The 19,267-nt window shown below is 61.0% G+C and carries 22 protein-coding genes; 11 read left to right on the forward strand and 11 right to left on the reverse strand.

The genetic code is table 11. From position 1 onward, the window contains the following. Positions 1 to 97: 97 nt before the first annotated feature. The 4 genes from recQ (at position 98) to KGA83_RS19110 (ending at position 4,473) form a co-directional block, all read left to right on the forward strand. On the forward strand, positions 98 to 2,224 hold the full coding sequence (gene recQ, locus KGA83_RS19095) for a DNA helicase RecQ (protein ID WP_223530531.1): 2,127 nt from the start codon (positions 98 to 100) through the stop codon (positions 2,222 to 2,224). Positions 2,225 to 2,342: 118 nt separating this feature from the next. After that, positions 2,343 to 2,777 carry a MarR family transcriptional regulator gene (locus tag KGA83_RS19100; RefSeq protein ID WP_108218584.1) on the forward strand — a complete coding sequence of 145 codons (435 nt, stop codon included), beginning with the start codon at positions 2,343 to 2,345 and terminating at the stop codon, positions 2,775 to 2,777. Positions 2,778 to 2,904: 127 nt separating this feature from the next. After that, entirely contained in the window at positions 2,905 to 4,152 is a 1,248-nt protein-coding gene (locus KGA83_RS29955; RefSeq protein WP_317850594.1) for a hypothetical protein, read from the forward strand. 33 nt (positions 4,153 to 4,185) lie between these two features. Beyond that, positions 4,186 to 4,473, forward strand: coding sequence for a SelT/SelW/SelH family protein (locus KGA83_RS19110; RefSeq protein ID WP_108218586.1), 288 nt, complete (start codon positions 4,186 to 4,188; stop codon positions 4,471 to 4,473). Here KGA83_RS19110 and KGA83_RS19115 read toward each other — a convergent pair. After that, positions 4,467 to 5,360, reverse strand: coding sequence for a DMT family transporter (locus KGA83_RS19115; protein WP_108218587.1), 894 nt, complete (start codon positions 5,358 to 5,360; stop codon positions 4,467 to 4,469). The two genes, KGA83_RS19110 and KGA83_RS19115, sit on opposite strands and share 7 nt — an antisense overlap. 84 nt (positions 5,361 to 5,444) lie before the next feature. Then, positions 5,445 to 6,209 (reverse strand): helix-turn-helix transcriptional regulator, encoded by a 765-nt coding sequence (locus tag KGA83_RS19120; protein WP_108218588.1) that lies wholly within the window; start codon positions 6,207 to 6,209, stop codon positions 5,445 to 5,447. Positions 6,210 to 6,343: 134 nt separating this feature from the next. Here KGA83_RS19120 and KGA83_RS19125 point away from each other — a divergent pair, with 134 nt between their 5' ends. Next, the gene (locus tag KGA83_RS19125; RefSeq protein ID WP_108218589.1) at positions 6,344 to 7,159 is read left to right on the forward strand and encodes a UDP-2,3-diacylglucosamine diphosphatase; all 816 of its coding nucleotides are present in this window, start codon (positions 6,344 to 6,346) and stop codon (positions 7,157 to 7,159) included. A 145-nt stretch (positions 7,160 to 7,304) separates the two neighbouring features. On the opposite strand, the gene KGA83_RS19130 is transcribed toward KGA83_RS19125, so the two are convergent. Together KGA83_RS19130 and KGA83_RS19135 are read right to left on the reverse strand one after the other, a co-directional pair. Beyond that, positions 7,305 to 7,895 carry an HD domain-containing protein gene (locus tag KGA83_RS19130; RefSeq protein WP_108218590.1) on the reverse strand — a complete coding sequence of 197 codons (591 nt, stop codon included), beginning with the start codon at positions 7,893 to 7,895 and terminating at the stop codon, positions 7,305 to 7,307. Positions 7,896 to 7,922: 27 nt separating this feature from the next. Beyond that, positions 7,923 to 8,234 carry a DUF962 domain-containing protein gene (locus tag KGA83_RS19135; RefSeq protein ID WP_108218591.1) on the reverse strand — a complete coding sequence of 104 codons (312 nt, stop codon included), beginning with the start codon at positions 8,232 to 8,234 and terminating at the stop codon, positions 7,923 to 7,925. A 159-nt stretch (positions 8,235 to 8,393) separates the two neighbouring features. Here KGA83_RS19135 and KGA83_RS19140 point away from each other — a divergent pair, with 159 nt between their 5' ends. Continuing rightward, a complete protein-coding gene (locus tag KGA83_RS19140) occupies positions 8,394 to 9,455 on the forward strand; it encodes an AraC family transcriptional regulator (RefSeq protein WP_108218592.1) in 1,062 nt (353 codons plus the stop codon). Here KGA83_RS19140 and KGA83_RS19145 read toward each other — a convergent pair. After that, the gene (locus KGA83_RS19145) at positions 9,412 to 10,866 is read right to left on the reverse strand and encodes a TrkH family potassium uptake protein (protein ID WP_108218593.1); all 1,455 of its coding nucleotides are present in this window, start codon (positions 10,864 to 10,866) and stop codon (positions 9,412 to 9,414) included. The genes KGA83_RS19140 and KGA83_RS19145 overlap by 44 nt on opposite strands. A gap of 121 nt (positions 10,867 to 10,987) precedes the next feature. On the opposite strand from KGA83_RS19145, the gene KGA83_RS19150 reads away from it, so the two are divergent. Next, positions 10,988 to 11,554, forward strand: coding sequence for an NAD(P)H nitroreductase (locus KGA83_RS19150; RefSeq protein ID WP_108218594.1), 567 nt, complete (start codon positions 10,988 to 10,990; stop codon positions 11,552 to 11,554). Between the two features lie 30 nt (positions 11,555 to 11,584). Here the strand turns inward: KGA83_RS19150 and KGA83_RS29860 are convergent, their stop codons facing one another. The 6 genes from KGA83_RS29860 to KGA83_RS19190 form a co-directional block, all read right to left on the reverse strand. Next, positions 11,585 to 12,928 carry a HAMP domain-containing sensor histidine kinase gene (locus KGA83_RS29860; RefSeq protein ID WP_317850595.1) on the reverse strand — a complete coding sequence of 448 codons (1,344 nt, stop codon included), beginning with the start codon at positions 12,926 to 12,928 and terminating at the stop codon, positions 11,585 to 11,587. A gap of 182 nt (positions 12,929 to 13,110) precedes the next feature. Then, positions 13,111 to 13,560: an LTXXQ domain protein gene (locus KGA83_RS19170; protein ID WP_223530532.1), complete on the reverse strand. Its 450-nt coding sequence runs from the start codon at positions 13,558 to 13,560 to the stop codon at positions 13,111 to 13,113. Between the two features lie 180 nt (positions 13,561 to 13,740). After that, the gene (locus tag KGA83_RS19175) at positions 13,741 to 14,418 is read right to left on the reverse strand and encodes a response regulator transcription factor (protein ID WP_007984138.1); all 678 of its coding nucleotides are present in this window, start codon (positions 14,416 to 14,418) and stop codon (positions 13,741 to 13,743) included. 7 nt (positions 14,419 to 14,425) lie between these two features. After that, complete coding sequence (locus KGA83_RS19180; RefSeq protein WP_108218597.1) at positions 14,426 to 14,839, reverse strand: translation initiation factor 2; 414 nt, start codon at positions 14,837 to 14,839, stop codon at positions 14,426 to 14,428. Between the two features lie 123 nt (positions 14,840 to 14,962). Beyond that, positions 14,963 to 15,262, reverse strand: a complete 300-nt coding sequence (locus KGA83_RS19185) for a YciI family protein (protein ID WP_108218598.1) — start codon at positions 15,260 to 15,262, stop codon at positions 14,963 to 14,965. 1 nt (position 15,263) lies between these two features. Continuing rightward, positions 15,264 to 15,860, reverse strand: coding sequence for a septation protein A (locus KGA83_RS19190; protein WP_102699472.1), 597 nt, complete (start codon positions 15,858 to 15,860; stop codon positions 15,264 to 15,266). A gap of 87 nt (positions 15,861 to 15,947) precedes the next feature. On the opposite strand from KGA83_RS19190, the gene KGA83_RS19195 reads away from it, so the two are divergent. Genes KGA83_RS19195 through scpB form a run of 4 tightly spaced genes read left to right on the forward strand, consistent with a single transcriptional unit; the run spans position 15,948 to position 19,250 of the window. Then, a complete protein-coding gene (locus tag KGA83_RS19195; RefSeq protein ID WP_108218599.1) occupies positions 15,948 to 16,811 on the forward strand; it encodes a PHP domain-containing protein in 864 nt (287 codons plus the stop codon). Positions 16,812 to 16,824: 13 nt separating this feature from the next. Then, the gene (locus tag KGA83_RS19200; protein WP_108218704.1) at positions 16,825 to 17,454 is read left to right on the forward strand and encodes an L-threonylcarbamoyladenylate synthase; all 630 of its coding nucleotides are present in this window, start codon (positions 16,825 to 16,827) and stop codon (positions 17,452 to 17,454) included. A gap of 60 nt (positions 17,455 to 17,514) precedes the next feature. Then, positions 17,515 to 18,273, forward strand: a complete 759-nt coding sequence (locus KGA83_RS19205) for a segregation and condensation protein A (protein WP_173862173.1) — start codon at positions 17,515 to 17,517, stop codon at positions 18,271 to 18,273. A gap of 11 nt (positions 18,274 to 18,284) precedes the next feature. Then, the gene (gene scpB / locus KGA83_RS19210) at positions 18,285 to 19,250 is read left to right on the forward strand and encodes an SMC-Scp complex subunit ScpB (RefSeq protein ID WP_223530533.1); all 966 of its coding nucleotides are present in this window, start codon (positions 18,285 to 18,287) and stop codon (positions 19,248 to 19,250) included. Positions 19,251 to 19,267 lie beyond the last annotated feature (17 nt).

Raw genomic sequence — 19,267 nt, forward strand, 5'->3', positions numbered from 1 at the left:
TGAAGCGTCATGCAATGCGCACTTACGATTTGTCGGTGCAGCGTCGCGGGTTCTGAACCAGCCTTGCAGGGATGTTTCGGTGATTTTTGGAGTTTCTATGCTCGAACAGGCTCAACGCGTCCTCAAGGACATCTTCGGCTACGACAGTTTCCGTGGTCGCCAGGGTGCAATCATTGAGCGCGTGGCCAGCGGCGGCGATGCCCTGGTCCTGATGCCTACCGGGGGCGGCAAATCCCTGTGCTTCCAGGTTCCGGCACTGTTGCGCGAAGGCTTGGCGGTGGTGGTCTCGCCGCTGATCGCACTGATGGACGATCAGGTCGCCACCCTCGAAGAGCTGGGCGTGGCCGCCGCCGCGTTGAACTCCACCCTCAGCGCGGAGCAGCAGCGCGACCTCGCCGCCCGCATCCGCCGTGGTGAAGTGAAAATGCTCTATCTGGCACCGGAACGTCTGGTCCAGCCGCGCATGCTGTCATTTCTGCAGGGGCTGAACATCGCTTTGTTCGCCATCGACGAAGCACACTGCGTGTCGCAATGGGGCCACGATTTCCGTCCGGAATACCTGCAACTGGGCCAGTTGGCGCAAATGTTCCCCGACGTGCCGCGCATCGCCCTGACCGCCACGGCCGACAAGCGCACCCGGGAAGAAATCGTCACCCGTTTGCATTTGCAGAATGCCGAGCGCTTTCTGTCGAGTTTCGACCGGCCGAACATCTTTTATCGCATCGTGCCCAAGGAACAGCCGCGCAAACAGTTGCTGGCGTTCCTCGCCGAGCGGCGCAGCGATGCAGGCATTGTCTATTGCCTTTCACGCAAGAAAGTCGATGAAGTAGCGGTGTTCCTCAGTGAACAAGGCTTCCCGGCACTGCCGTACCACGCCGGCCTGCCCAATGACACGCGGGCCCACCACCAGAAACGCTTCCTCAATGAGGAAGGCCTGATCATGGTCGCCACCGTGGCGTTCGGCATGGGCATCGACAAGCCCAACGTGCGTTTTGTCGCGCATCTCGATTTGCCGAAATCCCTCGAAGCCTACTATCAGGAAACCGGTCGTGGCGGCCGTGACGGCCTGCCGGCGGATGCCTGGATGGCCTACGGCCTGCAAGACGTGGTGATGCTCAAGCAGATGCTGCAGAACTCCGAAGGCGACGAGCGCCACAAGCGCCTGGAGCAGCACAAGCTCGACGCCATGCTCTCGCTCTGCGAAGAAACCCGCTGCCGTCGGCAAACGCTGCTGGCCTACTTCGACGAAGACATGCCCGAGCCTTGCGGTCATTGCGACAACTGCGTCGACGGCGTGCAGACCTGGGATGCCACCGAGCCTGCGCGCCAGGCGCTGTCGGCGATCTACCGCACCGGTCAGCGCTACGGGGTCGGGCACCTGGTGGATGTACTGCTCGGCAAGGACAACGAAAAGGTCCGCAACTTCGGCCATCAGCATCTGTCGGTGTTTGGTGTCGGCAAGGCGAGGGCCGAAGGCGAGTGGCGCTCCCTGTTCCGCCAACTGGTGGCTCGCGGTCTGGCCGATGTCGACCATGAGGGCTATGGCGGTCTGCGTCTGAGCGATACGTGTCGGCCGCTACTCAAGGGTGAAGTGACCCTGGAGCTGCGCCGCGACCTCAAGGCGCAAACCGCGGCGAAAAGCAGCAAGAGCCAGGCGAGCCAACTGGTCCGCGGCGAGGAGCGCGAAAAGTGGGAAGCCTTGCGCGCCTTGCGGCGCAAGCTCGCCGAAGAACATGGCGTGCCGCCGTACGTCATCTTCCCCGATTCGACCTTGCTGGAAATGCTGCGCAGCCAGCCGGCCTCGCTGGCGGAAATGGCCACGGTCAGCGGCGTCGGCGCGCGTAAGCTGGAGCGCTATGGCGAGGCCTTCCTCGAGGTGCTTGGCGGCCAGGTCGAGGCACCGAAAGCGGTGGCCGACGTGCGTCACGAACTGATCACGCTGGCGCGGGCCGGGATGACGCCGGTACAGATCGCCGGTCAGTTGCAGTGCTCGGAAAAGAACGTCTACACCATGCTGGCCGAAGCGATCGGCAAGCAGCAGTTGTCGTTGGAACAGGCGCTGGATCTGCCCGAAGACCTGATGGGTGAAGTGCAGGACGCCTTCCTCGACGGGGAGGGCGAGTTGCCGCCGGTTTCCGAGATCGCTGCGCTGTTCGTGGGCCGGGTACCGGAAGGGGTCTTGTACTGCGTTCGGGCTGCCTTGCAGTCGGAGTTCGAGATTTGAGACATCCTGTTGCTGATTTAACGATTCACTACAGATCAAGCCTTGCCTCCAGTCGAGGCTCATGCTTAGCTGACTAATAATTAGTTTTTATTTATTTCAGTCTAATCTTGAGTGTTTTATGCCGTTAACCGATCAACACCGCTTTGGCATGCAATTGGCCCAGATGTCCCGCGGCTGGCGTGCCGAACTGGACCGCCGACTGGCGGGCATGGGCTTGTCCCAGGCGCGCTGGCTGGTGCTGCTGCACCTGGCACGTTTCGATGAAGCACCGACTCAGCGAGAACTGGCACAAAGCGTCGGCGTCGAAGGCCCGACCCTGGCCCGTTTACTCGACAGCCTGGAAAGCCAGGGCCTGGTGCAACGCCAGTCCGTGCTGGAAGACCGTCGGGCAAAGAAAATCGTGCTCTGCGCGCCGGCGCGTCCCCTGATCGAACAAATTGAAACCATTGCCACGCAATTGCGTCACGAACTGTTCGAAGGCGTCGATGAAGCGGACTTGAAGGTGTGCATGCGGGTTCACGGGCACATCCTGGGCAACCTTGAAAAATCTTGAGGCATAACCGAACGCCAGGTTTTTGAGAGACCGCATTGGGCAGACTATAAGAACTACTCGGCAATATCGTGTTCGTAACGGATGTACGAACGCGTACGGGTAGTTTCTGTAGATCTCAAGGATGCTCATGCTCAAATGTTGGCGATTGGTTTTACGCGGTGGTTTTCAGTGGTTGCTGGCTGGGGCCGCTGTCACTTATTCGGCATGGGCGCCCGCGCTGGGCCTGGGTGAAATCACCCTGCATTCGGCGCTGAATCAACCGCTGCGTGCCGATATCGCACTGGTGGATGCGGCTGGCCTGGAGGAGCACGAACTGTCGGTGAGCCTGGCAACGGCAGACGAGTTCAGCCGTGCCGGGGTCGACCGGGCATTTTTCCTCAACAACCTGACGTTCACCCCGGTCCTGCGCGGTAATCGCAGCGTGATCCAGGTGACCTCCGGCAAACCGGTCAGTGAACCGTTCCTGAATTTCCTCGTGCAGCTCAATCAGCCTAATGGGCGATTGCTGCGTGAGTACACGGTACTGATCGATCCGCCGGGTGCGCCAGGGGTTGTTCCCGCAGCCGATGAACCGGTTTTCCGGTCCCCAGCGTCCGCATTCCCCCGTGTCCAACCGGGCATGGCGCCGTCACCCGTGACAAAGACGACGCCAGAACCGGACGTCGCCGTGGTTGATCCCGCTGTCGAACAACTGGCCGCCAGCACCCTGCTAAACCACCAGTTGCAAACCACTGTCGATGAGCTCAACAAGAAGCTTCAAGGCCAGGATGAGCTGATCGCTGGCCAGAAAAAACAGTTGGCCGAACTGCAAACCCAACTGGCGGAACTCGAGAAGGTAAAGGCGCAACCCGTTGCTTCCGACGCAGTGGCGCCAGCCCCCGCTATTGCCGAAAACCCCGGGATTGGCTGGCTACCGATTGCCGGTATGTCGGCACTTATGGCATTGCTGGCGCTGGGCTGGTTTGTTCGCCGTCAGCAGCATCGAGCCACAACATCAGAGGCTCTGCCGTCGCAGCGTGAACCGCTGGCTGAGCTCTCTACCGAGCCAGTGATGTGGCCCCCCGTCATGCAACCGTCTACTGTGCTTCGCGACGGGGTGCCGGCCAACGATAAGCTTGAACGGGTCGATAGCCGTCATTCCATCCCGGTCGCTGTCGCGGTGGCGGTGGTTGCGGATTTGGCGATGTCTGGCGAATCCGCCGCTGACGATGAGTACCGGCTCAACCTGGAGGAGCTGTCCATGGTGTCGAGTTGGGACGTGATCGACCCAAACGGGAACCAGCAGTCGGCTGCTCTGACCATGATCGAGCCTGGGTTCGAATTGGAGGCGCAACCCGCTTCGCCGTCTCGGCAGCCTCCGGTCGGGCTATCATAGCGGCGTCGTCAAACTCTGGAGTCACGTCCCATCATGACCGTCAGCAAACCGGAAATCGTCATCACCTATTGCACGCAATGCCAGTGGCTGTTGCGTGCGGCCTGGCTGGCCCAGGAGCTGCTCAGCACCTTTGGTGATGACCTGGGCAAAGTCTCCCTGGTGCCGGGCACTGGCGGGGTCTTTCATATTTACTGTGACGCCGTGCAGATCTGGGAGCGTAAGGCGGACGGTGGCTTTCCTGAGGCCAAAGTGCTCAAGCAGCGGGTCCGTGACCAGATCGACCCGGACCGCGACCTGGGGCACAACGACCGCACTCAGTGAGACGCAGCCTCGGCTGTGACGGCTTTCTTGCTTGTGCCAGTCGAGAACCTGCTGGACACCACAATCGCCACAATGATCAGCGCGCCCCCCAGCAACATGCGCAGGGTCGGGTTTTCGTTGAACAGCAACCAAGCGACGGTGATGCCGTAGACCGGCTCCAGGGCGAACACCACGGCGGCGGTGCGTGCCTTGATCACCGCGAGGCTGGCGACGAACAGGCTGTGGGCGACACCGGTACAGAACACACCGAGCAGGCCGATCCACAGCCAGTCGATGGCACGCACTTCGCTCAATTGAGGCGCCGCCACCGGCAGCAGGCACAGGGCAACCACCACGTTCTGGCACAGCGCTGCCTGCACGGGCGGGACGCGCCCGGAGCTGGCACGGTTGGTCAGCGACAACAGGGCGAACAACAACCCGGAAGCCACGGCCCACAGCAGACCGGTGGTGGCGCCGCTGGCCAGGTCAAAATCAGGCGTGACCAGCACCAGCCCGACACTCACCAGCAGCACCAGCACGATCTCATTGGTGCGAATGCGCTCGCGGAAGATCAGCCCTTCGAGGATCACGGTAAAGGCCGGGAAACTGGCGAAGCCGAGCGTCGCAATCGCCACGCCTGCGACTTTCACCGCAATGAAGAAACTCACCCAGTGCCCGGCCAGCAACAAGCCGCTGAGCAGCAGTCGACGCCAGTCCACGGCCTCGAGTTTCTGCCAGCGCGTCTGGCTGGCGAACCGTGCAAAAAACGCCAGCGCAAGCACGGCAAAAGCGGCGCGGCCGAAAACGATGATCACCGGTGACGCGGCGGCCAGTTTGCCGAACACGCCGGTCAGACCGAACATCAATGCGCCGATATGCAGGGCGCCAAGGGCGGTACGGGGAGTCATTGAAATCCTTAACAGTAAAATCATGTAGGAGCCTTCGGCAGCTCCTACATTGAACCGTGCGGCCCCGCTGTGTCTGTCGGCAGACTAGCGTTTTTTGTCGCCAGCCTCGCGCCGCAATTTCCCGGGCGATGCCCCGAACTCGCGCAATACCGCCGCCGCAAAGGCACTCTGGGAGCTGTAGCCGACTCGGCTGGCAATCTCGCCGATGGGCAGCGCCGAGTTGCGCAGCAAGCCCACCGCTATGTGCAGGCGTCGGCTGCGGATGTAGTCCATCGGCGTCTGCCCGCATTCGGCCACGAACCGCGCATGTAAACGGGCACTGGAAAGGCCTGCCACCCGGGCCAGATCGGCCACTTGCAGCGGGTACGCCGCGTACTGATCGATGTGCGCGTTCAGCGCGGCATAGGGCAGGCGCCGGCCGCCGACGGCCTCGGGCCTGGCGCTGTTGAGACTGGCCAGTAGCAGCACCGCGCCTTGTTGTGCAATCAGCGGATCATCGACCGGACTGCTCGCCAGCCAACTGACCAATTGGCTTTGCCCGGCATCCAGTGACAGTCGGCCGGCGTTGTCGAGCAAGCGTCGGCTGGACTCGGCGTGATCGCCCAACGACTGGACAACCCATTGTTCGCCGGGCACGTCCAGCACCAGGCAGCGGCTGCCATTGGGGCTGCCACACGCATGATGTGCGCCCGACGGTATCACCACGAAACTCTGCTGCACCACCTGGCTGCCACGACCGTCCACCTCGAAATTCAGCGCGCCCGAAAGCCCGAACACCAATTGCGCGTGGTCATGGCTGTGGACGATCAGGTCATGGCTGTATTGGCGAAGCGTGAGGATCGGTCTCATCGCAGGTCTCCCGGTTCAGGGCGTCAGTCTACACCGAGCGGACCTGCAAGCGCTGTCACAGGACTGACTTGACGCTGTCATGGACGATTAACCGGGCCGGGGCAGACTTGGCAAAACTTGCCAGAGGGTTGCCCATGACCAGCGCCGAGCTCGCCAAACCCACCCGTAAGCAACGCGTACGGACTTTATGGATTTCCGACGTGCATTTGGGCACCCGGGATTGCCAGGCGGAACACCTGTCGCAGTTTCTCAAGAGTTACCACGCGGACAGAATCTACCTGGTCGGCGACATCATCGACGGCTGGAAGCTGCGCGGCGGTATGTACTGGCCACAAGCGCATACCAATGTGATCCGGCGCCTGTTGACCATGAGCAAGCGTGGCACCGAGGTGATCTACGTCACCGGCAACCACGACGAATTCCTGCGCCGCTATTCGAAGCTGATTCTGGGCAATATCCAGTTGGTGGACGAAGCCGTGCATGTCACCGCCGACGGCCGGCATCTGCTGGTGATCCATGGCGACCAGTTCGATGTGATCACCCGTTACCATCGCTGGCTGGCCTTTCTCGGTGACTCGGCCTACGAATTCACTCTGACCCTCAACCGCTGGCTCAATCATTGGCGCGCGCGATATGGCTACGGCTACTGGTCACTGTCGGCCTACCTCAAGCACAAGGTGAAAACCGCGGTCAGCTTCATCAGCGACTTCGAAGAAGCCATCGCCCATGAGTGCGTCAAACGCGAGCTGCACGGCGTGGTGTGCGGGCACATTCACCATGCCGAGATTCGCAAGGTCGGCGAAGTGGACTACCTCAATTGCGGCGACTGGGTGGAGTCGTGCACGGCGCTGATCGAGCATTGGGATGGTTCGATCGAGTTGTATCGCCTGGCGGATGCCCAGGCGCGCGAGGCGCAGTTGAAGACGGCCAGGGTCACCGAGTTGGCCTGAAAGTCACTGTGCCTGTGTGGGCCTCATCGCGAGCAGGCTCGCTCCTACAGTAGATTTTTGCTGAATACAGAATCTGCTCGCGCCGCAAAACCCTGTAGGAGCGAGCTTGCTCGCGATGGACCGCGAAGCGGTCCCGCTGGATCTGTCAGACCGGCGCGTGCTCTTCCATCGCCGCCTTGTAGATCGAACTCCTGGGGTGCGCAAACAACCGCTCCATCATCGGTTCGAAAAAGCTCAATGGCAGCGTGTCGTACGCCGGGTCAAACGCCGCTGCATCGTACCTGGCACAGAACTCGACGGTCGCCTGGTACTGCGGATGCTCCTGGAATTGTTCACGCAGATGCCGATCCATGCCCAGGTGATGGAAGAAGTAGTAACCCTGGAAAATCCCGTGCTTTTCCACCATCCACAAGTTCTCGGCGCTGACGAACGGCTTGAGAATCGCCGCCGCGATATCCGGGTGATTGTAGGAGCCCAGGGTGTCGCCGATGTCATGGAGCAGGGCACAGACCACGTACTCTTCGTCGCGACCATCGCGCCAGGCGCGGGTGGCGGTTTGCAGGGAGTGGGTCAGGCGGTCCACCGGGAACCCGCCGAAATCACCCTCCAGCAGCTCCAAGTGCGTCACAATCCTTGTTGGTAATTGTCGCGCGTAGGCACTGAAGTCCGCAGCGATGATCGCCCAGTCTTCCTGCGTACCGTCCTTCATGTGGGTGAAGCGGGCATTGGCATTCATAGGCAACTCTCTTGTGACGGATGTCAGCTAGAACGGAACGCGTCCCAGAACCATGTCCCGGTACATGACAAAATCGCCGAGCAGGCTATAAAAGGGGTGTTGGAACGTTGCCGGGCGGTTCTTCTCGAAGAAGAAATGCCCGACCCAGGCAAAGCTGTAACCCGCCACAGGCATGGCCCACAACAGCATCCATGCGCCGCGACCAATGGTCAGCGTCAGAATCAAGATAACCAGGGTCGTGCCGATAAAGTGTAAACGGCGGCAGGTACTGTTGCTGTGCTCACTGAGGTAGTAAGGATAGAACTCTGCGAAGCTGTTGAATCGTTTGACGTTTTCCACGACAGCGATCTCTGTGGTTATTTTTCCTGCTACAAGTTGTTCTGCGGGTAGCTTATTTGAGTCTAGAGTGATCAATGGCATCAGCCAGTGACAATAGGCGCCACTTTAGTATCCTTCGGTCAAGAGCCGTAGCATTCGGCCACCATGTAAGAAAACGCCATGAGCGAACGAACGACTTCTGCAAGCTGGGCGATGGGGATTGTCAAAGCGCTGGAGATGGACGGCCTGGATTGCCGGGTTCTGTTCAAGCAGCTGGGGCTCGACTACGCAGCACTGGATGATCCGGACGCACGCTTCCCGCAAGACTCCATGACACGGCTGTGGCAGCGTGCGGTCGAGCTGTCCGGCAATCCGGCCATCGGCCTGAACATGGGCAAGGTGGTGCGACCGGCGCAGTTTCATGTGGCCGGTTACGCCTTGATGTCCAGCCAGACTCTCGCCGAAGGCTTTCAGCGTCTGGTGCGCTATCAGCGCATCATCGCCGAAAGTGCCGACCTGAGTTTCAAGCTGCTGGAAGAAGGCTATGCGCTGATTCTGGCGGTACATGGCGACCATCTGCCGCCGACCCGGCAAAGCGCTGAAGCTTCACTGGCCTGTGCCTTGGCGCTGTGCGGCTGGTTGACCGGGCGTACGTTGCAACCACGCAAAGTGTTGCTGCAAGGCGCCGAGCCGGTCAACCTTGAACCCTATAAACAAGCCTTCCACGCGCCGCTGCTGTTCAACGCGCCTTACGATGCGCTGATTTTCGAACGCGCGGACATGGAGGCGCCACTGCCGACGGCCAACGAGGCGATGGCCTTGCTGCATGACCGCTTTGCTGGCGAGTACCTGACGCGCTTTTCCGAAAACCGCGTGACCCACCAGGCGCGGCAGGTGTTGTGTCGCCTGTTGCCCCAGGGCGAGCCCAAGCGCGACACCGTGGCGCAGACGCTGCATCTGTCCCAGCGCACCTTGCAACGGCGTTTGCAGGAAGAGGGCACGAGTTTTCAGGTGCTGCTGGACGATACCCGGCGTGAACTGGCCGAGCAGTACCTGGCGCAACCGAGCATGACCTTGCTGGAAATCGCCTACTTGCTGGGTTTCGCCGATCCGAGCAACTTCTTCCGCGCGTTCCGCCGCTGGTTCGATGCCACACCCGGCGAGTACCGGATGCGGCTGATGCAAATATCTGAAGCGGTCAATGACGCCAAAATGCCGGAATACACAGCACAAACACCGTAATGATCTCCAGTCGGCCCAGCAGCATGCCGAACGACAGAATCCACTTGGCGGCATCCGGCAGGGTGGCGAAGTTGCCTGCCGGGCCGATGGTTTCGCCGAGCCCCGGGCCGACACCGGACACGGTACTGGCCGCGCCGGTGAGGGCAGTCATCCAGTCCACGCCGAGCAGCGACAGCAGCAGCGCAATCACGCAGATGGTGATTGCGAAGAAAAACGAAAAGGTCAGGATCGAACGCACGATTTCTTCGTCAAGGCGGTGACCGTTGTACTTCTGCTTGATTACCGCCCGCGGGTGAATCAGTTGGTTAAGGTTGGCCTTGAGCAGGATATAGGCCACCTGGAAGCGGAAAATCTTGATACCGCCCGCGGTCGAGCCGGAGCAACCGCCGACAAACCCCAGATAGAAGAACAGCATCAGCGAGAAATTGCCCCACAGGCTGTAGTCCCCCAGTGCGAAACCGGTCGTCGTCACCACCGACGTCACGTTCAGCGCCACATGCCGCAGTGCTTCCAGCCAATGCAGTTGGGTAGTCCACCAATACCAGGTGCCGAGCACCAGCCAGGTCACCAGCAGCATGCCGAGCAGGCCTTGAACCTGTTCATCCTTGATCAGCGCCCGACGGTTACCACGCAACATGGCGACATACAGGGTGAACGGCAGGGCACCGAGAATCATGATGACGATCGCGACCCAATGCACCGCAGGCTCCGGCCACTTGGCCAAGGACTGGTCGGAGGTGGAGAAGCCGCCGGTGGAAATCGCCGACATCGCGTGGTTGACCGCATCGAACGGGCTCATTCCGGCCCACCAGAACGCCAGGCTGCCGACAATGGTAATGCCGACGTACGCTGCCACGATCAGGCGCGCCACCATGTGCGAGCGAGGCATGACTTTTTCCGAGCGGTCCGACGATTCGGTCTGGAACAGCCGCATGCCACCGATACGCAAGAGCGGCAGGATCGCCACCGCCATGCCGATGAAGCCGATGCCGCCGAGCCAGTGCAGCAACGAGCGCCACATCAGGATGCCGGGGGACATGCTGTCCAGGCCGCTGAGTACGGTTGCGCCGGTGGCGGTGATGCCGGACATGCTTTCGAAGAATGAATCGGTGTAACTGATGTGCTGGGTCAGCAGGAACGGCAGCGCGGCAAAGATGCACACCACCAGCCAGCTGCTGACGGTCAGCAGGTACATGTCCCGGGGGCGCAGGTGAATGTGCTCGGGGCGCCCAGGAATCACCAGCGCCAAACCGGCGACAAAGGTGATCATGCTGGCCCAGAGGAAAGACGGCAGGTCGCTGGTGCGGTCGAAAATGACCAGCGTGGCCATGGGCACGACCATGGAGATCGCCAGCGTGATCAGGAAGATGCCGATGATGAAACCAATGATCCGTAAGGTCGGCAACGCCATGAGGTCCGCTCGGCTGATAGTGGAAAGGGCGCCATTCTACCCGCGAGGCAGGGCATGTAAACCGGCACTGCTGCCGCAGTTGCCGCTAGAATAGCCGCACAAATTTTTCAGGAGGTAGCCGATGCAGGCTCTCGACGCTTTGCTCAACCGTGTTTCCGTTCCACGACTGATTGACCCTGCACCCACTGCCGAGCAGCGCGAAGTGCTGTTTGGCGCCGCCATGCGCGCCCCGGATCACGGTCACTTGCAGCCGTGGCGCTTCCTGACGGTGGAAGGCGCGGCGCGCGAGCAAATGGGCGAGTTGCTGGCCGAAGCGGCGAAACTTTCGGACAGCGAAGTCAGCGAAGCGGCCATCGACAAGGCGCGCAATGGTCCGCTGCGGGCACCGCTGGTGGTAGTGGTGATTGCGCGGTTGCAGGATCACGTCAAGTATCCGAAGTCCGAGCAGTTGCTGGCCGCGGGCTGTGCGGCCCACGGGATTTTGCTCGCGGCGTATGCGCAGGGCATTGGTGCGGTGTGGCGTACCGGTGACCTGGCTTACTCGCCGCATGTGGCCAAGGGGCTTGGCTTGACGGAGGGGGAACAGGTGATTGCTTTCCTGTACCTTGGCACGCCGCAGAAAGAACCGCGAGTGGCCGAGAAGGTCGATCTGACCGAGTTTGTCAGCGCCTGGCCGGGTAAAGCCTGAAAATCAACAGATCGCAGCCTCATCACTACTTTAAGGCTGAACGACAGCCCCCGGCACCAACGGCAATTCCAGGCTGGCAATGAACCCGCCCTCCGGGTGATTGGCCAGCACCAGGCTGCCACCATGGCGCTCCGCCGCACGGCGGGCGATGGCCAGGCCCAGGCCGTGTCCAGCCGCGGTCTGCCCCGGTGCCCGATAGAACGGCTCACCGAGCTGGCTCAAGTATTCGGCACTGACCCCGGGCCCGTGATCGCGCACGGTCACGACGATTCGCTCACCCTGGCGCAGCGCCTGCATTTCGATCGGCAGGCCACCCACCGGATTGAAGCGCTGGGCGTTGCGCAGCAAGTTGTCGACGGCCCGTTCGATCATGGTCGGCCAGCCCTTCAGATTCAGTTGCGACTCGGCTTCAAGGTGGACGAGCTGCTCGGGTGAACCGAGTTGCGCATCCTTTTGCAGGGTATAAAGCAAGGCGTTCAGATCCACCTCTTCCGCACCGGCGTTATCGGAGTCGACCCGCGCCAGCACCAGGATTTCGCTGATCAGCGCCTCCAGTCGGTCGCACTCACGGATCAGGCGCGGCCAGAGCTGCTCCCGTTCTTGCGCAGTGGCCCGTTCGGCCAGCGCCAGTGCGATACGCAGGCGGGCGAGGGGCGAACGCAGTTCGTGGGACACATCCCGCAGCAGTTGCCGCTGACTGCCAATCAGGCTTTGCAGGCGTGCGCCCATGCGGTTGAAGTCGTTGGCCAGCACGCCGAATTCATCGCGGCGGTTAGCCAGTTTCACCAGGCTGTTTTGTTGATAGGTGGTTTGGCCAAGGTCATGCACCGCGCCACGCAGACGGCTGAGCGGGCGGGTGATGGAAAAGGTCACCAGCAGGCTGAACAGGGTCAGCACCACCAGGGCGATCCCCAGCGCACTGAGTGGCCAGAGCAGGCTCTCGCGGTGCCAGGCGTCCAGTTCCGGGTGCGGAATGCGGTAGATGAACAGGTAGGTGTCACCGGTTTTTTCGCTGGTGAACTCATCGGTCAGACGCCGCCATGGCAAGCGCCGGTCATTATCGTTCTGTCGCGCCTCAAAGGCTGCCGCACGTCTCGGGAAGGTGCCGCGCACCACAGGGTCACCACTTTCGTTGAGCACCTGAACGTCGATGTGATACTGGCGTTTGCGTTGCTGGAGAATGTCCTGGGCGGCGTCTTCGCCCTGGCTTTCGTAGGTTTGCGTCCACTCTTCGGCCAGTGTGTTGAGTCCCGGATGGCGGCTGAGAATCCAGGCGTCCTGGTTGAGCATGTGCCCGAGCAGGATGGAGAGCCCGGCAACCAGTGCGATGGCCAGCCAGAAGCTGGCCAGAATACGCCAGAACAATGAACGCACGGAAAATCCTCAAGCAAACACAAAACTCTATGTAGGAGCGAGCTTGCTCGCGATGGACGTCAACGATAACGCGCGGCATCAGGCAGCACGTGTTGTCTATTCGTTTTTCGCGAGCAAGCTCGCTCCTACAGTAAAAACATCAGACCCAACGGTGTTTAGCCATTGGGTCCGGGGTTAGCGCATTATTGCGCCTTTTGCGGTTGTTGCGCTTTCCAGGCTTTGAACTCGGCCCACTCGGCGCGGCGTTCGGCCTGTTTTTTCTGGATCTCGTCGAATTTTTTCTGTTGATCCGGCTTCAGCAAGACGCGCACGTCCGCTTCAGCTTTCTTGTGGTTAGCGGCCATCTCGTCTTTCATGGCTTTCTGGTCGGCTGGCGAGAGTTTCTCCAGGTACTTCTCGACCAGTTGCTTACGCTCGTGCATCTGCTCGCCCATGATCTTGCGGATCTGCTCGCGCTGTTCGCGGCTCAGGTCCAGTTCACTGTACGGGCCTTTGCCGTGCATGCCGTGCATCTGACCGCCGTGGCGCGAACCGTCCATCGGCCCATCCATCGGGCCGGTGCCTTCAGGCATGGCCATGGCCATGGTCGGCAGGGCAGCTGCGAACATCAGAGCGATAAGAGTCTTGCGCATGGTGTATCTCCTTGTCTCGTTCCCGGTACGTTCCGGATGAGTGCAGATTACGCAGATCAAGGTCAGCGGCGGTCAGCGGAGGGTAAAGCTTTGGTAAACATGATTTTCGGCTGACCCGACAAAACTTCCGATTCCCCTACATGGACCGCATGTCGTCAGCAAGAGGCGGGCGCGTTGGGATCAGAGGCTGTAGTAGTAGCCGCGGCTGCGCAGGGCGACGATGCGCGGTCGGCCATCGGGGTGCGGGCCGATTTTCTTGCGCAGGTTGCTGACGTGCATGTCCAGGCTGCGGTCGTACAGGGTCAGCTTGCGACCGAGAGCGATTTGCGCCAGTTCCTGTTTGTCCAGGGGCTCGCCGGGTTGCTTGAGCAGGGCTTCCAGCAGGCGGCTTTCGGAGACGGTGAGGGTGAACTCTTGCTCGTCGATGCTGACCACGCCGCGCACCGGGCTGAAACACAGGTCGCCCAGTTCCATCTGGCTGGACACCGCTGCCGGGTGGCTACGACGCAGCACAGCGCGCAGGCGGGCGGTCAGTTCCCGTGGATCGCAGGGTTTGGCCAGGTAATCATCGGCGCCGAGTTCCAGGCCGAGGATACGGTCAAGGGGCTCGCCCCGGGCCGAGAGCATCAGCACCGGCAGATCCGGGTGATCGCTGCGCAACTGCTTGAGCAGTTCCAGGCCGCTGCCATCGGGCAACATCACATCCAGCACCACGGCCGCCGGGGCGGTTTCGGCCAGTGCACGACGCGCGCTCTGGCCGTCGTGACAGGCACGTACCTGAAACCCTTCCTGGCTCAGCCAACTGCTCAGGAGCTCGCACAGTTCCTGGTCATCATCAATAAGTAACAGCTCGCTCATGACTCACTCAATTTAGCCATTGTCGACGTTTTCGACTTGCTCCACTGGCGAAGATACCGCAGAGCAGAGCCAATAGCGCTACCCCGGCGCCAATGACAAACCATTGTTGCTGGTCGGTCAGCAGGCGTGGCAGCGGACTGCTGGCCTGGGCTTCCTTGAGTTGCAGCTTCAAGCGCTGGTTCTCCTGGCGCAACCGGGCCAGCAACGGGCCTTCGCGTTCGCCATCGGCAGTTTGCAATTGTTTGTTCAGATCTTCCCGTTGCCGTTCGCTTTCTTTCAAGCGTTGTTGCAACTCGGTGATCTGGCCGCCGGCGCTCAAGGAAAGCGGCGTCGAATTGCCACTCTCGACACTTTCCTCACCGTGGGCGGGCGCCCCGATCGACAACGTGACCAACATCAGACACAACGGACCTTTGCGCATCGCGACTCCTGATTCCAATACGGGCATTGGGCAGGTTATCGGCCGGCAAACGAGAATAATGAGCGATTGAGAGCGCGATGAACCGACAAGGTTCATCGCGTGGGGGTAATTGCGAGAAGAACGTTACGGCAGGACTTGCTTGAACGGCTTGACCAGAACGTTGGCGTAGACGCCTGCGGCGATGTACGGATCGGCGTCGGCCCAGGCCTGGGCGGCGCTCAGGGAATCGAATTCGGCGACGATCAGGCTGCCAGTGAAACCCGCCGCGCCCGGATCATTGCTGTCGACCGCCGGATTTGGGCCGGCCAGAACGATGCGGCCTTCGCCCTTGAGTACTTGCAGGCGCTCGAGGTGTGCAGGCCGTGCGGCCAGGCGGGCTTCCAGGGAGTTGGCGACGTCTGTGGCAATGATTGCGTAAAGCATGTCAGTCCTCGGTTTTTGGCGTAGTGGTATCGGCATCGTGCAGATGGCGGGACAGGTAGATGCCCTGGCCGACCAGGAACAGCAAAGTCATGCCCAGGCTGCCGAAGACCTTGAAGTCGACCCAGTAGCTCTGGAAGGTGAACGCGACAAACAGGTTGGCGGCACCGCAAAACAGGAAGAAGGCGATCCAGGCAATGTTCAGGCGCGTCCAGACCGGCTCCGGCAAGGTCAGCGCGTGGCCCATGATGCGCTTGATCAGCAGGCTGTCACCGACGAAGTGGCTGCCGATGAACGCCAGGGCGAACAGCCAGTTGACCACCGGGGCTTTCCACTTCAGGAACGTCTCGCTGTGGAAGGCGAGCGTGAGGCTGCCGAAGACCAGGCAGGCGATCAGGGTCAGCCACTGGCTCTTCTCCAGCTTGCGCTGCTTGATGAACAGTGTGCCGTAGACTACCAGGGAACTGACGATCAGCATCGCGGTGGCGCTGTAAATACCGCCTACAGTGAGCTCATGACCGGCGATGTCGACGACCCGTGGGTCGATTTTGAACACGATGAAAAACAGCAGGAGCGGGATGAAATCGATGAATTGTTTCACAGTGGCAGCCAGAAGCAGGATGTGGCGGCATAATAACAAACATATGGGCGCGCGATAGCGCCAGCTGATTTGAGGTTACAAAGCCCTGTGAATGTTGATTTGCACTGCCATAGCACGGCCTCCGATGGCGCCCTGGCGCCTGCGGTTCTGGTGGCGCGGGCGTTCGAGAAAGGCGTGCGAGTCCTGGCCCTGACCGATCACGACACCCTTGAAGGCCTTGACGAGGCCCGCCACGCGGCCACCGCGCTGGGGATGCAACTGGTCAATGGCGTCGAATTGTCCTGCACCTGGGGCGGCGCGACCATTCATGTATTGGGCTACGGTTTTGATGTGAACGCCGCGCCGTTGGTCGAGGCGATCGCCAGATTGCATGATGGCCGCTGGCTGCGCTCCGAGGAAATCAGCCGCAAACTGGCGCTCAAAGGTATGCCGGGGGCGCTGGAAGGCGCCCGCCAGATCCAGCAGGAGCTGGGCGACAGCGGTAACGCGCCGGCCCGCCCGCATTTCGCCGACTGGATGGTGCGTGAAGGTTTCGTCAAGGATCGCGCCGAGGCGTTCCGTAAATGGCTGGGTGCCGGCAAACTGGGCGACGTCAAGCAACACTGGCCGACCCTGGAGGAAACCGTCGAAACCCTGCGCGCAGCCAAAGCCTGGGTGAGCCTGGCACACCCCTGGCACTACGAATTCACCCGAAGCAAGCGTCGCCGCCTGATTGCCGACTATATTCAAGCAGGGGGCCACGCCATCGAAGTGGTCAATGGTTACCAGCCTGCCGAGCAAGTGGGCAGCCTGGCCATTCTGGCCCGCGAGTTCGGTCTGCTGGTCAGCGCCGGCAGTGATTTTCATGGCCCTGGAGGCTGGTCGGAGATCGGTGAATACCGGCCACTTCCGGAGGATCTGCCACCACTATGGTGTCGATTCAAACATGACCCAGTTATTGCCGCCGTCTGAACAGGTAGAGAATGTGAGTCAATTTTTCCAGATTCATCCGGAAAACCCGCAAGCGCGCCTGATCAAACAGGCAGTCGAGATCATCCGCAAGGGCGGGGTGGTGATTTATCCCACAGACTCTTCCTACGCCATTGGTTGCCAGATCGGCGACAAAGTGGCTGTGGAGCGTGTGCGACGTTTGCGCGGGCTGGACGAAAAGCACAACTTTGCGCTGATTTGCTGCGATCTGTCGCAATTGGGGCTGTTTGCCAAGATCGACACCGGCACTTTCCGCTTGCTCAAGGCCCACTTGCCGGGGCCGTACACGTTCATTCTCAACGCCACCCGCGAAGTACCGCGACTGTTGTTGCACCCGAAGAAGCGCACCATCGGCCTGCGGGTGCCGAGCCATCCGATTGCCCTGGCACTGCTGGAGCAGCTCGGCGAGCCGTTGATGAGCGTGAGTCTGATCATGCCCGGTGAAACCGACCCTATGTTTGATCCCTATGAAATGCGCCAGCTGCTCGAACACCAGGTCGATCTGATCATCGACGGTGGCTTCGGCGGGATCAAGGCGTCCACCGTGATCAACCTCGCCGACGGCGAGCCGGAAGTCATCCGTGTTGGCTGCGGCGACCCTGCGCCGTTCATGGTCGAGGCCTAGATGTCCGCAGTAGAACCCGTCGACAGTCAGGCCGGTGCCCAGCAGGAACTGCCTTTCGCCATGGTCTATGGTCAGGCGGTCATGGAAATGCCGCTGGACCTGTACATCCCGCCGGATGCCCTCGAGGTCTTCCTCGAAGCCTTCGAAGGGCCCCTCGACCTGCTGCTGTACCTGATCCGCAAACAGAACATCAACATTCTCGACATCCCGGTGGCGGAAATCACCCGCCAGTACATGGGCTACGTAGAGTTGATGCAGTCGGTGCGCCTGGAGCTGGCCGCCGAGTACCTGGTGATGGCTGCGATGCTGGCCGAAATCAAGTCGCGGATGTTGTTGCCACGGGCCGAAACCGTTGAAGACGAAGAGGACGACCCTCGCGCCGAACTGATCCGCCGCTTGCAGGAATACGAGCGTTTCAAGGCCGCCGCCGAAGGCATCGATGGCCTGAGCCGCGTCGGTCGTGACGTGGTGGTGCCCAAGCTTGACGCTCCAGAGGCCCGGGCGCGCAAGCTGCTACCAGACGTGCGTCTGTCCGAGTTGCTGCTGTCGATGGCCGAGGTGTTGCGCCGTGGCGACATGTTCGAAAGCCATCAGGTCAGCCGCGAGGCGCTGTCGACCCGTGAACGCATGAGCGATGTGCTGGAACGGCTCAAGGGCGGCGGTTTCGTGCCGTTTGTCGAGCTGTTCACCGCTGAAGAAGGGCGCCTGGGGGTAGTGGTGACCTTTATGGCGATCCTTGAATTGGTCAAGGAATCCTTGGTCGAGCTGGTGCAGAATGAGCCATTTGCCGCGATCCACGTGCGAGCGCGAGCCGAATAACGAGTCGAAACATGAACCTGACTGAACCCCGTGATCTGGCACCCTTGCTCGAAGCCTTTCTGTTGGCTTCGGGAAAGCCGCAATCTCTGGAAAACCTTTTCGAACTCTTCGAAGAAGGCGAGCGCCCGGAGCCGCCGGTGTTCAAGAAGGCCCTGGCGATTCTGGCCAAGTCCTGTGATGGCCGTGCCTTTGAACTGAAGGAAGTGGCCTCGGGGTATCGCCTGCAGATTCGCGAGAAATTTGCGCCTTGGGTCGGGCGTCTGTGGGAAGAGCGCCCGCAGCGTTACTCCCGTGCCATGCTGGAAACCATGGCCCTGATCGCCTATCGCCAGCCGATCACCCGTGGCGAAATCGAAGACGTGCGGGGCGTGGCAGTCAACAGCAACATCGTCAAGACGTTGATGGAGCGCGAGTGGATCCGCATCGTCGGCTACCGTGACGTGCCTGGCAAACCGGCGATGTTCGCGACCACCAAGGCGTTCCTCGATCACTTCAACCTGAAAAACCTCGACGATCTGCCGCCGCTGGCGGAACTGCGCGAGCTGGAACCGGATCCGGTGCTCGATTTCGATGACGCGCCCGTACCTGCCGGGTTGCAAGCGTTGGCCGACGCCAGCGCCGAGCCGGAAGAGCCGAAGGAAGAAACCAGTTTCCACACGCTGTTGCTGGAGCTGGACAGCATGGAGGAGGGGCTCAAGACCGACTTCGACGACCTGCTGCGTGATGGGGCGCCGCCCGAGTTCGATCCGCAACAGTCGGTTTTCGAACCAGAAGTCGAAGCGGCACAGTCTGAGCCGGACATTGAGCCGGAGCAAGAAGACGACATCCTCGGCGTTGCCGAAGCCCGGGAAAAGCTTTTGGCTGCTGTAGCTGCGCTCGAACAGACGAAACCCGAGCCGGAGCTTTCGGACGAAGAAGCCGAAGCCCAAGCCCTGGCCGAGGCCATCGAGGCCGAACGTCGTCAATTCGAGGACTGATGCGATTCCCTGTAGGA

Source organism: Pseudomonas sp. GL-R-19 (genome assembly GCF_019956375.1).
Taxonomy (GTDB): domain Bacteria; phylum Pseudomonadota; class Gammaproteobacteria; order Pseudomonadales; family Pseudomonadaceae; genus Aquipseudomonas.

Excerpts from the sequence above, each read along its gene's own strand:
- KGA83_RS19175 (WP_007984138.1), bottom strand. The coding sequence starts at position 14,418 with ATGAGCGAGCTGTTACTTATTGATGATGACCAGGAACTGTGCGAGCTC.
- KGA83_RS19100 (WP_108218584.1), top strand. The coding sequence starts at position 2,343 with ATGCCGTTAACCGATCAACACCGCTTTGGCATGCAATTGGCCCAGATG.
- KGA83_RS19185 (WP_108218598.1), bottom strand. The coding sequence starts at position 15,262 with ATGCTTTACGCAATCATTGCCACAGACGTCGCCAACTCCCTGGAAGCC.
- scpB (WP_223530533.1), top strand. The coding sequence starts at position 18,285 with ATGAACCTGACTGAACCCCGTGATCTGGCACCCTTGCTCGAAGCCTTT.
- KGA83_RS19170 (WP_223530532.1), bottom strand. The coding sequence starts at position 13,560 with ATGCGCAAGACTCTTATCGCTCTGATGTTCGCAGCTGCCCTGCCGACC.
- KGA83_RS19150 (WP_108218594.1), top strand. The coding sequence starts at position 10,988 with ATGCAGGCTCTCGACGCTTTGCTCAACCGTGTTTCCGTTCCACGACTG.
- recQ (WP_223530531.1), top strand. The coding sequence starts at position 98 with ATGCTCGAACAGGCTCAACGCGTCCTCAAGGACATCTTCGGCTACGAC.
- KGA83_RS19110 (WP_108218586.1), top strand. The coding sequence starts at position 4,186 with ATGACCGTCAGCAAACCGGAAATCGTCATCACCTATTGCACGCAATGC.
- KGA83_RS19120 (WP_108218588.1), bottom strand. The coding sequence starts at position 6,209 with ATGAGACCGATCCTCACGCTTCGCCAATACAGCCATGACCTGATCGTC.
- KGA83_RS19115 (WP_108218587.1), bottom strand. The coding sequence starts at position 5,360 with ATGACTCCCCGTACCGCCCTTGGCGCCCTGCATATCGGCGCATTGATG.
- KGA83_RS29955 (WP_317850594.1), top strand. The coding sequence starts at position 2,905 with ATGCTCAAATGTTGGCGATTGGTTTTACGCGGTGGTTTTCAGTGGTTG.
- KGA83_RS19140 (WP_108218592.1), top strand. The coding sequence starts at position 8,394 with ATGAGCGAACGAACGACTTCTGCAAGCTGGGCGATGGGGATTGTCAAA.
- KGA83_RS19125 (WP_108218589.1), top strand. The coding sequence starts at position 6,344 with ATGACCAGCGCCGAGCTCGCCAAACCCACCCGTAAGCAACGCGTACGG.
- KGA83_RS19145 (WP_108218593.1), bottom strand. The coding sequence starts at position 10,866 with ATGGCGTTGCCGACCTTACGGATCATTGGTTTCATCATCGGCATCTTC.
- KGA83_RS19180 (WP_108218597.1), bottom strand. The coding sequence starts at position 14,839 with ATGCGCAAAGGTCCGTTGTGTCTGATGTTGGTCACGTTGTCGATCGGG.
- KGA83_RS19205 (WP_173862173.1), top strand. The coding sequence starts at position 17,515 with ATGGTCTATGGTCAGGCGGTCATGGAAATGCCGCTGGACCTGTACATC.
- KGA83_RS19130 (WP_108218590.1), bottom strand. The coding sequence starts at position 7,895 with ATGAATGCCAATGCCCGCTTCACCCACATGAAGGACGGTACGCAGGAA.